Origin of the sequence: Deinococcus indicus (assembly GCF_002198095.1) — a bacterium.
Classification (GTDB): Bacteria; Deinococcota; Deinococci; order Deinococcales; family Deinococcaceae; genus Deinococcus; species Deinococcus caeni.
On record NZ_NHMK01000022.1, the window covers coordinates 106,168 to 118,695 of the forward strand.

Sequence of the window (12,528 nt, forward strand, 5' to 3'; positions counted from 1 at the left end):
CGCCCTGCCCGGCCGGAGTGCGCTGCCCAGGCGCCCGGCGCGGCCCAAAGGACTCCTCTGATGTCGATCCGTCTGAAACTGCTTGGTGTGCTGCTGCTGCTCGTCGTTCCCCTGATCGTGACCGGGCTGCTGTCGGTGTCGTCGCTGCGTCGTTCCGGCGAGGTGAGCGCGCAGCTGAACGCAGGGCTGCAACAGGCGCGCGTCCTGACGAACCTGCGCGGCGCCGTGAACCGCCTGACGCTGGTGGCGTCCGAGGAGCTGCTGCTGCGCCCCGGCGAGCCGGACACGGCGGGCCTGGAGGCCGTGCGGGCCGAGGCGGTCGCGCAGTTGGCAGCGGCGCCGGACGGCCCGGCGCTGAGTGACGTGCGGCGCGACTGGGCGGCGCTGGAGACGCAGCTGAACGCGCTGCTGCGCGTGGCCGGTTCGCGGCCGGCGGCGGCCGTCACGCTGTTCGAGGAGCAGCTCCAGCCGGCGCGGGCGCAGCTGGTCCGCAGCATCAACAGTTACCTCGACACGCGGGAGGCGGCGCTGGCCGCCGAGCAGGTCAGGCTCACGGCGGACCTGACCCGCAGCCAGGGCATCGTGACCTGGACGGCGCTGCTGGGCGGCCTGCTGGGCCTGACGTTCGCGTGGCTGGTGCTGGGGCAGATCGTGGGCGCCATGCAGGTCGTGTCGCGCGCGTCACTGCGGCTGGCCGGCGGGTACCTGGACGAGCTGCCCGCCGCGCGCAGCCGGGACGAGACCGGGCAGATGCTGGGCGCGCTCGGGCAGTTCGGCGCGCAGCAGCGGCAGCTGGCGCAGGCGCTCGGGCAGCTCAGCCGGGGGTCGTCGCAGGTGACGTTCCCCGCCCGGCACGAGCAGGACGTGGTCGGGCGGGCCGTGCAGGACCTCACGCGGCACACCGAGGAGGTCGCCGCGTCGGCCCGCGTGGTCGCCAGCGGGGACCTGCGCGCCGAGCTGCCGCTGCGGTCCGAGCAGGACACGCTGGGGCTGGCGCTGCGGGACATGCTCGCGCAGCTGCGGGCCTTCGCGCTGCAGAACCAGGAGTTCAGCGCGCAGCTGGCCCTGTCCAGTCAGAGTCTGGTGACCGCTACGACGCAGCAGGCGACCAGCGTGAACCAGCAGTCGGCGGCGATTGCCGAGACGACCGCCGCCGTCGAGGAGGTCCGCACCAGCAGCCGCCACGCGGTCGAGGTGGCCGGCGACGTGACCCGGCAGGCCGAGGAGGCCCGCGCGGTCGCCGCGCAGGGCGTGCAGGCCGCGCGGGACGCCGAGCAGGGCATGCTGGCATTGCAGGGCCGCGTGGACGACATCGCGCAGAACATGCTGAACCTGTCGCGGCACTCGCGGCAGATCAGCGAGATCATCGAGACGGTCGCGGACATCGCCGACCAGTCGAACCTGCTGGCCCTGAACGCCGCCATTGAGGCGAACCGCGCCGGCGAGCAGGGCCGGGGCTTCGCGGTCGTCGCGCAGGAGATCCGCACGCTGGCCGAACAGTCCAAGGGCGCCACGCAGCAGATCCGCCGGATGCTTGAGGACGTGCAGCAGGCCACGAACGCCGCCGTGCTGGCGACCGAGGAGGGCAGCAAGCAGGCGCAGGTCGGCACGGCCCTGATCGGCCGGGCCGGGCAGACCATCCAGGCGCTCGGGGGCGTGAACGACGGCGCGGCGCGCATGGCCGGGCAGATCTCCGAGTCGGTGCAGCAGCACGCCCTGAGCATGGAGCAGATCGCGATCGCCATGAACGACATCAACGAGGCGACCCTGCAGCACCTGAACGTCACGCAGGACAACCAGCAGGTCGCGCGGCACCTGCAGGAACTCGTCGAGCAGCTCAACGCCCTGACCGCCCGGTACCGCACGTGACGCGGCGCGGGCGCCCTTGAACCGCCGGGACGCCACGCCCGGTCCCGCCTTCCGCGCCGACCGGGACCTGAGCGGCGCGCTGCGCGGCGAGTGGCTGGCCCTGCGCGCGGACCTGCGGGCCGGGGGTGAGGCGGCGGCGCGGGCGCTGCACTCGCTGAGAGCGGCGGCCGCCGTGGAGAACGACCCGGCGCTGGCCGACGCGGCGGACCGGGCCGAGCGGCAGCTGACTGGAGGCGCGGGCGGCGACTGGGAGGCGCTGCTGCGGGAGCTGGGCCTGCTGGAGCTGGGCCCGCTGGAGTCCGCACAGCCGGAACCGGGCGCGCCGCTCGCCCCGGCCGCACCGGAACCGTCGCCGGAGACGCCGCGCCCGGCCGCGCCCGATCCGGCGGGGTCCGGCGCCCCGGACGACGACGCGGCGTTCGTCTCCATGGACGTGCGCAAGCTGGACGCGCTGCTGGCGCTGGCCGGCGAGCTGACCGGCGCGCGGCTGCAACTGCAGGAACGGCTCGCGCAGGCCCGCGCCTCGCAGGACGCCGGAGCGTGGCGGTCCGTGCAGGCCTCGCAGCACGCCCTGAAGACCCTGACGGACGACTTGGCGCGCGAGGTGCTCGCCGCGCGGCTGCAACCGGCGCGGCCGTTCCTGCTGGGGTTCGAGCGGGCGCTGCGCGACGCGGCGCGGCAGGCCGGTAAACGCGCGCGGCTGGTGGTGGGGGCCTCGGCGGTGGAACTCGACCGGCACACCATGGAGCGCCTGCGCGCGCCGCTGCTGCACCTGATCCGCAACGCCGCCGACCACGGCCTGGAGGACCCGGCGACCCGCGCCGCCGCCGGGAAATCCCCGGTGGGGACCGTGCGGCTGGACGCGTACAACGCGGGCGGTCAGGTCGAGGTGACGGTCGCGGACGACGGGAGCGGCGTGAACTTCGCGGCGGTGCTGGACTCGGCGGCGCGGCGCGGCGTGACCCTGCCGGACGGCGGGCCGGACCTGGACGCGCTGACCGAACTGCTGTTCACGCCGGGCTTCAGTTCCCGCGAGCAGGTCACGGACCTGTCCGGGCGGGGCGTGGGACTGGACGTGGTGCGCACGCAGGCGCGGCAGCTGGGCGGCGACGTGACGCTGCTCAGCTCGCCGCAGGGCACGGCGGTGATGCTGCGGGTGCCGCTGACGCTGGCGACGACGCGCGTGGCGGTCGTCCGCTGCGGCGAGCAGCTGCTGGCCGTGCCGGTCATCTGGGTGGAACGCGCCGGGCGGGCCGGGCCGCTGCTGACCCTGGAGGGCCGCCGGGTCGTGCGGGTGGGCGACCAGACGGTGCCGGCCGTGCCGCTGCTGACCCTGCTGGACGCGGCGCCGGACGCGGTGGGCGAGCCGGGCACGTTCCTGCTGGTGCGGCAGGGCACGCAGCGGCTGGCGCTGCTGGTGGACGCCCTGGTGGGCGAGCAGGAGATCGTGATCAAACCGCTGCGCTGGCCCCTGCAGGGCGCCCCGCACCTGGAGGGGGCCGCGATCCTGCCGTCCGGTCAGGTCGTGCCGGTCCTGAACGTGCGGGCGCTGCACCTGCCCGCCACCCGCGCCCCGGCGGGCGTGCCGGAGGCGGCCGTTCCCGCCGCGCCGCGCGTGCTGCTGGCCGAGGACACGGCCGTGACGCGGCAGCTGCTCGCGCAGATCCTCCAGCAGGGCGGGTTCGAGGTGCTGGCCGTTCCGGACGGCGCGCAGGCACTCGCGGCGCTGCGCGCGCAGCCGCCGGACCTGCTGCTGACCGACGTGGAGATGCCCGAGCTGGGGGGCCTGGAACTGGTGCGCCGGGTGCGGGCCGATCCGCGCACGGCGCACCTGCCGGTGGTGCTGCTCACGTCGCTGGGCGCGCCGGGGGACCGCGCGGCGGGCGCCGAGGCCGGCGCGGACGCGTACCTCGTGAAGGGTGAATTCAGTCAGGAGGCGCTGCTGCACACCGTCCGGAGGCTGCTGTGACGAGCGGACCGGGCCTGACCGTCCTGGTCACCACCGACCCGCAGCGGCGGCTGGAGGGCGCGCGGGTGCTGCCCACGCCCCGGCTGATGACCGTGTCGGTCGTGGGGGCGCTGGCGTACCTGGAGCGTGAGGGACTGCGCGGCGCGACGCTGCTGCTGACGTGGTCGCTGCCGGACCTGGACCTGGATCAGGTGCGGGCGCGCACGCGGGCGCTGGGGGTGCGGGTCATCGTGGTGGGCGGGCCGCCGCTGCCGGGCGTGCTGAGCGCCCCGGACCTCGCGGCGGCGGCGGCGCTGTGCCGCGTGCCGGTCCTGACGACCGCCGCGCCGGCCCCGGCCGTCCTGGCGGGACCGGTGGCCGCGCCCGCCCGCAGCGGGCCGCCCCTGACGCTGATCGGCGCGAGTACCGGCGGGCCGCGCCTGCTGGCGACGCTGCTGCGGGACCTGACCCCGGTGGGGGCGGTGGTGGTCGCGCAGCACATCTCGGCGGGGTTCGGGCCGAACCTCACGCAGTGGCTGGGCACCCTGACGGGCGGGCCGGTGGTCACCGCCAGCGAGGGCCTGCCACTCCAGGCGGGACACGTGTACGTCGCGCCGGACGGGCATCACGTGGAGGTCGGCGGGGGCGCGCTGCGCGTCCGGCCGGGCCGGCCCGGTCAGGAGCACCTGCCGTCCATCGACGCGCTGTTCGCGTCGGCCTGCACGCACCGGGGGCCGGTCACGGCGGCGCTGCTGACCGGCATGGGCAGCGACGGCGCGCTGGGCCTGGAGCAGCTGCACCGCGCCGGGGCGACCACGCTGGTGCAGACGCCGCAGAGCGCGACCGTGCCGTCCATGCCGCAGCAGGCGCTGGCGCGCGTGCAGCCCAGCGGCGTCCTCGACCCGGACGGGCTGCGCGCCGCGCTGCGGAGGCTGGCGTGACCCTCGACCCGCACGACTTCCTGCCGCTGTTCGCGCAGGAGACCGCCTCGCAGCTCGGGGCGCTGGAGGCCGCGCTGCACGCCCTGGAGGACCACCCGGACGACGCCGGGGCGCTGCGCTCGGCGTTCCAGGCGGCGCACTCCATCAAGGGTGGCGCGGCCATGCTGGAACTGCACGCCCTGCACGAACTGATGGGCGCCTTCGAGGACCTGTTGCAGCACCTGCGCGACCAGCCGGGCGGGAACGGGGCGTGGTTGCCGGACGCCTTCACGGCCCGCGACCTGATCCTGGCGCAACTGGCCGACCTGCGCCCCGGCGCGCCCGCCCCGCCGGAGGTCCGGCAGCTGATCATGAACCTGCGCGGCCACACCCGCCCCGCGCCGGTCCCGGCCCAGGAGAGGGAACCGGCGCCAGTCCCGGTTCCGGCGGAACCGCCCTGCGCCCCGGCGGCCGCCGTGATGGACGTCAGCGCCCTGGCGGCCGCCTCGACCGGCGAGCACCTGCGGGCGCTGGGGTTCACGGTGCAGGTCGCCACCGCGGTCGTGCCGTTCGGCGGGCAGCGGCTGGGCGTGGTGTCGGCGCGGCTGGCGGAACAGGCGCTGGAGGCCGGGTGGCCCGCCGGGCACCTGAGCGTCCTGAGCGAATCGGCCGCCGTGCGGGCGGCGTGGGCGGCGCGGGGACTGCGCGTCACGGGGCGCCCGGTGCGCGTGGCGCGTGATACCGTGCCGGACGCCTGGGTGGCCGCGTCCTTTCAGGGGAGGCCCGAATGAACGTACTGATCGTCGACGACAGCGCCCTGATGCGCGCCATGCTCACGCAGGCCCTCGCGCCGACCGGGGCGGCCGTCCGCGCGCCCGGCACGCTGGACGAGGCCCGCGCCGCCCTGGGCATGACCGGCGACGATCCGGCGGGCGTGGACGTGCTGCTGCTGGACCTGATCATGCCCGGCACGGACGGCCTGACGTTCCTGCGTGAACTGCGCGGCCACCCGCACCTGGAGGACCTGAGCGTGATCATGGTGACGGCCGTGCAGGAAGAGGAGCAGCTGGACGCCGCCTTCCAGGCGGGCGCGACCGACTACGTCACCAAGCCGATCCGCCCGGCGGCGCTGTGCGCCCGCACGACCAGCGCCGCCCGCCTGACCCGCGCGCTGCGTTCCCGGCGCGAGCGGGAGGCGGAACTGCTGGTCCTGAACGGCCGCCTGAACGCCCTGAACGACCAGCTGGAGCTGCTGTCTCAGACGGACGCCCTGACCGGTATCGCCAACCGCCGCGCCTTCGACGCGCAGTACGGGCACGCGCTGGCGCTGCACGCCCGCAGTCAGCTGCCCGTGACGCTGCTGATGATGGACATCGACCACTTCAAGGGGTACAACGACGCGCTCGGCCACCCGGCTGGGGACGCCTGCCTGCAACAGGTGGCGCACACGCTGCGGGCCTGCGCGCCGCGCAGCACGGACCTCGTGGCCCGTTACGGCGGCGAGGAGTTCGCGGCGCTGCTGCTCGACACCGACCGCGAGGGCGGTCAGACGGTCGCCCTGCGGATCCGCGAGGCGCTCGCGGAGCTGCGGCTGCCGCACCCGCGTCACCCGCTGGGGTTCGTGACGGTCAGCGTGGGCGTGGCCGAGGCCGCCGACCTGAGCGGCCCCGACGTGCAGGCCGGCGTGACCCTCAAGGACGCCGCCGACCGGGCGCTGTACCACGCCAAGGCGTCCGGCCGGAACCGCGCCGAGACGTGGCCCGCCGGCCGCGCCCCGGCCTGACCCGCCGCGCCCCGGCTCATACGGACTCCGCTTGAATGGGCTGCAAGGCCCGTTCAATCCGAGTGAAGGGAGTGGGAGCAACACGGGTTCCGGACGTGAAGCCGGCAGGGGCGGTGAAGTTCCGGATTGTTGGCGAAACAAACGGCAGTCCGTATCAGGCGCCCAGGGTGGCGCCGCCGTCCACGGTCAGGTGCTGCATGGTGACGTGCCGCGCGTCGTCCGAGAGCAGGAACAGCGCGGCGCGGGCGATGTCGTCGGGGTCGGCGATGCGGCCCAGCGGAATGCCGAGCCGAGCGGTGTCCAGGTCGCCGCGGATGACGCGCTGCGGGGCGGCGGGGTCGGTCCACAGCTGGCGCTGCATGGCGGTGTCGGTCGAGCCGGGCGACACGACGTTGCAGCGCACGCCGTGCGGCGCGAGTTCCAGCGCGAGGCAGCGCATCAGGTGGGTGGTGGCGGCCTTGCTGGCGGCGTAGGCGCCCATGCCGTGGCGGGGAACGTGCGCGGCGTTCGAGCCGACCGTGACGATCGCGCCGCGTCCGCGCGCCTGCATGGACCGCGCGGCGGCGCGGGACACCAGGAAGGGGCCGGTGGTGTTCACGGCGAAGGTGCGGTGCCAGTCCTCCAGGCTCAGGTCGTTCAGCGTGCCCGGTCGCAGGATGCCCGCCACGTTCACCAGAAAGTCGGCGGGGCCGAGGTCACGTTCCAGGCGGGCCACGACGCGTTCGACGTCGGCGGGGTCGGTCACGTCGAGCGGGGCGGCGTACACGCCGGGCAGGGCGCGCAGTTCGGGTGGGATGGCCTGGATGTCGGCGGCCATGACCTGCACGCCCCGCGCGGCGAGCAGGCGGGTGACGGCCGCGCCGATGCCCTGCGCGGCGCCCGTGACGAGCGCGACCCGGCCGGTCCAGCCGTCCGTGGGGGCGCTCACGGGCGCTCCCGCAGCAGGGGGGGCAGCGGGGCGTCCGGGTCGCGCAGGGCAAGGTCCAGCCCCCGGATCAGGCGGTCGCGCAGGTCACCCACCTGGGCGGGGGTGTACAGGTCCGGGTGGCCGTCCACGCTCAGGTGCAGGGCGCCCGCCCAGCCGCTGAAGGTCAGGGCGAGGTCCTCGACCGGCCCGGACGCCAGCGTGCGCGCCGTGACGCGCAGGCCGGGGCCGAGGTCCGGCGGCGCGGCGAAGGGCAGGACGTTCACCTCCGGGCCGAACAGGCGGCGGCCGCGCAGGTCGGCCCATAGGTGCTCGTAGCGGTAGCGGGCGTGCGGCTGCGTGCGGGTGCGGGCCTCGCGGACCTGGGTGGTCAGGGCGCGCAGCGAGTCGTGCGGGCCGACGTTCACGCGCAGCGGCAGCAGGTTCATGACCATGCAGGGCACGCGGGCGGCGGCGCTGCCCAGGCGCAGCATGACGGGCGCGGCGATCAGCGCGGCCCGCTCGCCGGTCTGCGCATGCCAGAACGCGGCGCTCAGCGCGAACAGCAGGTCCGGCCAGCCGGCCTTCAGCGGCCCGGCCGCGGCGCGCAGGTCGCGGACCAGGGTGGGGGGCAGGTCGCGTCCGGCACGATGGCCGCGTTTCAGGCCGCGCGTGAGCAGCGGCGCGGCCTCGAAGGGCAGGTCGGCGTACACGGCGTTCAGGGCGGCGCGGTCGCGGGCGCGGTCCGGGGACGCCTGGTAAGCGCCGTCCTCCAGCACGGCGGCGTCCAGCGGGTCGAAGGGCGCGCACGCCTCCTGCCGGTACCCGGCGGCCAGTCGCCCGAGCATCAGGTGCATCCCGTAGCCGTCCAGGGCGATGTGGTGCGTGACGAACACCCAGCGCAGGTGGTCCGGCCCGAGGCGCAGCAGCGCGTGGCGGTACAGTTCGCCCCCCGGCAGGTCCAGCGGCGCGTCCAGCAGCGCGTCCGTGATGGCCTGCGCCCGGGCGTCCGGGTCGGGGTGGCCGCTCAGGTCGTGTTCCTGCGGCGCGCGGGGCGTGACCGGCCCGAGCAGTTGCCGGACCCTGTGCCCGTCGTCCCGGAAGCGAACATGCAGGGCCGGCACGGCGCGCAGCGTGTCGGTCAGGGCCGCGCGCAGCCGCGCCGGGTCCACGGGGCCACGCAGGTCGAGCGTCTCGGCCACGTGGTTCAGGGTGCCGCCGGGCTGCTCGCGTTCCTCGGCCCACAGGCCCAGTTGCGCCTGCGTGAGCGGCAGCGCGCGGGTGACGGGCGGCGCGGGGGGGGCGGTCAGGGTCACACGGGCTCCGGGGCGGGCGTGGCATTCAGGGCGGCCACGATAGCGTTCAGGGTGGGGCGGGCCGCCACGTCCGCGTACGACACGCGCCGGCCGTCGCGTTGCCAGTCCTCGGTCAGCAGCATCAGGCGCACCGAGTCCAGGCCCAGCATCAGCAGGTCGTCGTCACCGTGCAGGTCCTGCGGATCCACGCCCAGCAGGGCCGCGACCTGCCCGCGCACCTGCTCCTCCGTCCAGGCGGGGCTGCCCAGGGCGCGCAGGGCGGCGTCCGTGCCGGTCACCTGCGCGCAGCGGTTCGCCGCGTACGTCAGGGCCTGACGGTGCTCGGCCTCGCTGAAGTCGGCCAGGGCGTCCCCGATCAGGAAGGGCTGCACGTCCAGCATGAACGCCTCGGCCGCCGTGAGCACGCACCCGATGTGCGCGTACACGCCGCACACCAGCAGCTGATCGCGGCCCCAGGCGCGCAGTTGCTCCTCCAGCGGCGTGCGCTTGAAGGCGCTGTACCGCCACTTGGTCAGTACCGTGTCGCCGGGCTGCGGCGCGACCTGCGGGTGCACGCGGGTCTGCGCGGGGTCGTCCCGCAGGCCACTGCCCCAGAAGTCGGTCAGGAGGGCGCGGTCCTCGGGCCGCTGGTCGCCGGGCTGCGCGGTGTACACGACCGGGATGCCCAGGTCGCGGCAGCGGGCGATCAGGCGAGACACGTTGCGCAGCAGTTCCGGCACCGGCGGCAGCGCCGGGTCGTAGAAGTCCAGGAAGTACACCTGCAGGTCGTGGACCAGCAGTACGGAGCGTGCGGCGTCCGGCGTCCAGGCGACGCGGGTGTCCGGGAAGGAGGCGGGGTCGGGCATGGGGTAGCTGGGCAGTCTGGGAATCATGGGCGGCTCCTGTGGGTGGGGGGCGTGGACGGGGCGACAGGCTGGGCGGCGAGGGCGCGCAGGGCGGGCTTGTCGGTCTTGCCGAGCGGCGTGCGCGGCAGCGCGGGCAGCGGCTCGATGCGGTCCGGGATCTTGAAGGCGGCCAGCCCCAGGTCCCGCAGGTGGCGTTTCAGGGTCAGGGCGAGGTCGGGCGCGCCGGGAGTGGCCTCCACGAACGCGACCTGCACGAAGGCGACGCTGCGTTCCCCCAGCCACGGGTCGGGCGTGCCGACCACGGCGGCGGCCTGCACGAGCGGGCAGCGCAGCAGGGCGTGCTCGATCTCCTCGGCGGCGATCTTCTCGCCCGCGCGGTTGATCTGATCCTTGTGGCGGCCCGTGACGACCAGCGCCCCGCCGGGCGTGCGGGTCACGAGGTCGCCCGTGCGGTAGAAGCCGTCCGGGGTGAAAGCGCGGGCATTGTGGTCCGGCGCGCGGAAGTACCCGCGGATGGTGTACGGGCCGCGCGTGAGCAGGTGGCCGGACGTGCCGTCCGGGACGGGCTGGTCGTGGTCGTCCACGATGCGGACCTCGTCGTGCGGGCTGATCGGGCGGCCCTGCGTGCCGAGGGCTTCCTCGTCGGGTGCGCCGGGCCGCACGTAGTTCACGAGACCCTCGGCCATGCCGAACACCTGTTGCAGCGCCGCGCCCAGCCGGGGCCGCACCTGCCGGGCCACGTCGGGGCTCAGGGGCGCGCCGCCCACCTGCACGCAACGCAGAGACGGGAACGGGGTGTGCGGGCTGCCCTCCAGGGCGCGCAGCCACACCTGCAGCAGCGCCGGCACGAGCGCAGTGTGCGTCACGCCGTGCGCGGCGATCAGCGGGAACGCGGTGCCGGGCGCGGCGTCCGGCGCGACCATGACCCGCCCGCCGGCGTGCAGCGCGCCCAGCGTGCCGGGCGACGTGAGCGGGAAGTTGTGCGCCAGCGGCAGCGCCGCGAGGTACACGGTGTCCGCGCCGAGTTCGCACAGGTCGGCGCTGGCGCGGATGGAGTACAGGTAGTCGTCGTGGGTGCGTCCGATCAGTTTCGGCGTGCCGGTGCTGCCGCCGGACAGCTGGTACAGCGCAACCCCCCCGGCGTTCATGCGGGGCGGCGTGAAGTCCGGCGTGGGCGCGGTGGCGGCGGATGGCAGGAAGGACACCGCCTCTCCCTCCCAGGTTCCGGGGTTCTCGCCCAGGGCGATGACCGGCAGCGGGCGGTCCAGGCCCGCCTGCACGCGGGCGGCCAGCGCCAGCCGCTCCGGGTCGGCGGCCGTGACGAGCGCGGCGGCCCCGGCGTGCGCGCAGAAGTACCCGAGTTCGTGCTCGCGGTGCGCGGGCAGCGCCAGGATGGGCCGCACGCCCAGGCGCAGCAGGCCCAGCAGCAGCTCGAAGAACGCCGGGGTGTTCGGCAGGTGCAGCGTCACGCGGTCACCGGGACGTAGACCGCGCGCGGCCAGGGCGGCGGCCTGCACGGTCGCGCGGCGGTCCAGCTCGCGGTACGTGACGGGGCCGTCCGGGGTCAGGAGGGCCGGGCGGTCCGCGTACCGCCGCGCGAGGCCGCTCAGCCACGCGCCGAACGGTTCGCCCTGCCAGTACCCGGCCTCGCGGTACGTGCGGGCCAGGGCCTCGGGCCAGGGCGTGAACTCGTCCGGTCCGTCGTGCGGGCCGTGGTGTGGGGGCAGGGGGGCCTTCACAGGGCCTCCAGCAGCGCGGCGGGCAGGTCGGCCGGCGTGAAGCCCAGCGCGGCGAGGACCGTGCCGAACTTCGCGGCCGTCTCCTGCCGCTCGCCGGTCGGGTCGGAGTCCGCGACCACGCCCGCCCCGGCGAACAGGCGCGCGTGCGTTCCGCGCAGTTCGGCGCAGCGGATCGTGACGGCCCACTCGCCGTTCCCGTATTCATCGGCCCAGCCGACCGCGCCGCCGAACCAGCCCCGGTCGAAGGGTTCGGCCGCTTCCAGGTGGGCCTGGGCCGCGCCGGTCGGGACGCCGCACACCGCCGGGGTCGGGTGGATGAGCGGCACGAGGTCCAGCACGCCGGACGAGTCGTCGCGCAGCTGCGCGTGGATGGGCGTGGCGAGGTGCCAGAGCGTGGCGGTGGACACCAGTTCCGGCGTGCGCGGCACGCTCAGGCTGCGGCACAGCGGCGCGAGCCGGTCGGCGATGGCCTGCACCATCAGCGCGTGCTCGTGGCGGTCCTTGGCGGAGTGCAGCAGCGCGTGGGCGCGCGCGGCGTCCTCGGCGGGGGCGGCGGCGGGATCGGCGGGGCGGGTGCGGGTGCCGGCCATGGGACGCAGGGACACGTCCCGTCCGGCGCGGCGCAGCAGCAGTTCCGGGCTGGCGCCCAGCAGGGTGGCGCCTTCCGGCAGCGGCAGCGAGAACGCGTACGCGGCGGGGTGCGCGGCGCGCAGGCAGGCCAGCACGGCGTCCGGGTCGGGCGCGGCGTGCAGGTGCAGGTCGAGCAGGCGCCCCAGCACGACCTTGTCGAGCCGTCCGGCGCGCAGGGTCTGCACGGCGTCCGTGACCAGCGCCTCGAAACCCGCCGCGTCCGGCACGCTCACGGCGCGCCTCAGCGTGGGCAGCGGCAGTGCTGGACTGGACAGCGTGGGAAGGGGCCGCGCGGTCACCGGAGCGGCGAGGTCCACCGGCCGCAGGTGCGGGGCCGCGCCGGGGCGGAAGGGAACGGCGCCGACCACACCGGGCCGCGCCGCACCGGCCTGCCCCGCGTGGCGCAGCAGCGTGCGGCCCAGGTCGGGCAGCTCGGCGGAATCCAGGCCCGGCGGGGTGTGTGGCAGCGCCTGGGCGGTGAACGATCCGGTCGGGGCGTGCCACTCGAAGGGCCGCGTGCGCGGGGTGTGGGCCGGGGTGGGTGGGGCGGTCAGGGTTGTCATGGGACCTCCGG

At 75.7% G+C, this 12,528-nt stretch carries 10 protein-coding genes; 5 read left to right on the plus strand and 5 right to left on the minus strand.

Translation table 11 applies throughout. The annotated features are described in order from the left end of the window. Positions 1–60 precede the first annotated feature (60 nt). From CBQ26_RS14735 to CBQ26_RS14755, 5 genes are read left to right on the plus strand one after another with little or no spacing between them, the layout of a single operon-like run. On the plus strand, positions 61–1,869 hold the full coding sequence (locus CBQ26_RS14735) for a methyl-accepting chemotaxis protein (protein WP_143342152.1): 1,809 nt from the start codon (positions 61–63) through the stop codon (positions 1,867–1,869). A 16-nt stretch (positions 1,870–1,885) separates the two neighbouring features. Then, positions 1,886–3,838, plus strand: a complete 1,953-nt coding sequence (locus CBQ26_RS14740; RefSeq protein ID WP_088249399.1) for a hybrid sensor histidine kinase/response regulator — start codon at positions 1,886–1,888, stop codon at positions 3,836–3,838. Beyond that, on the plus strand, positions 3,835–4,758 hold the full coding sequence (locus CBQ26_RS14745; RefSeq protein WP_088249400.1) for a chemotaxis protein CheB: 924 nt from the start codon (positions 3,835–3,837) through the stop codon (positions 4,756–4,758). Before CBQ26_RS14740 ends, CBQ26_RS14745 begins: the two co-directional genes overlap by 4 nt. Beyond that, a complete protein-coding gene (locus CBQ26_RS14750) occupies positions 4,755–5,528 on the plus strand; it encodes an Hpt domain-containing protein (RefSeq protein WP_088249401.1) in 774 nt (257 codons plus the stop codon). Before CBQ26_RS14745 ends, CBQ26_RS14750 begins: the two co-directional genes overlap by 4 nt. Further along, complete coding sequence (locus CBQ26_RS14755; RefSeq protein WP_088249402.1) at positions 5,525–6,520, plus strand: diguanylate cyclase; 996 nt, start codon at positions 5,525–5,527, stop codon at positions 6,518–6,520. The genes CBQ26_RS14750 and CBQ26_RS14755 overlap by 4 nt, the downstream gene beginning before the upstream one ends. 154 nt (positions 6,521–6,674) lie before the next feature. Here the strand turns inward: CBQ26_RS14755 and dhbA are convergent, their stop codons facing one another. The 5 genes from dhbA to CBQ26_RS14780 are packed head-to-tail and all read right to left on the minus strand — an operon-like array spanning position 6,675 to position 12,517. Further along, the gene (gene dhbA, locus CBQ26_RS14760) at positions 6,675–7,448 is read right to left on the minus strand and encodes a 2,3-dihydro-2,3-dihydroxybenzoate dehydrogenase (RefSeq protein ID WP_088249403.1); all 774 of its coding nucleotides are present in this window, start codon (positions 7,446–7,448) and stop codon (positions 6,675–6,677) included. Then, positions 7,445–8,740 carry a condensation domain-containing protein gene (locus CBQ26_RS14765; protein WP_172418112.1) on the minus strand — a complete coding sequence of 432 codons (1,296 nt, stop codon included), beginning with the start codon at positions 8,738–8,740 and terminating at the stop codon, positions 7,445–7,447. Before CBQ26_RS14765 ends, dhbA begins: the two co-directional genes overlap by 4 nt. Continuing rightward, positions 8,737–9,612 carry an isochorismatase family protein gene (locus CBQ26_RS14770; RefSeq protein ID WP_088249405.1) on the minus strand — a complete coding sequence of 292 codons (876 nt, stop codon included), beginning with the start codon at positions 9,610–9,612 and terminating at the stop codon, positions 8,737–8,739. Before CBQ26_RS14770 ends, CBQ26_RS14765 begins: the two co-directional genes overlap by 4 nt. After that, on the minus strand, positions 9,609–11,324 hold the full coding sequence (locus CBQ26_RS14775) for a (2,3-dihydroxybenzoyl)adenylate synthase (RefSeq protein WP_172418113.1): 1,716 nt from the start codon (positions 11,322–11,324) through the stop codon (positions 9,609–9,611). The genes CBQ26_RS14770 and CBQ26_RS14775 overlap by 4 nt, the downstream gene beginning before the upstream one ends. Further along, on the minus strand, positions 11,321–12,517 hold the full coding sequence (locus CBQ26_RS14780; RefSeq protein WP_088249406.1) for an isochorismate synthase: 1,197 nt from the start codon (positions 12,515–12,517) through the stop codon (positions 11,321–11,323). Before CBQ26_RS14780 ends, CBQ26_RS14775 begins: the two co-directional genes overlap by 4 nt. Positions 12,518–12,528: the final 11 nt, after the last annotated feature.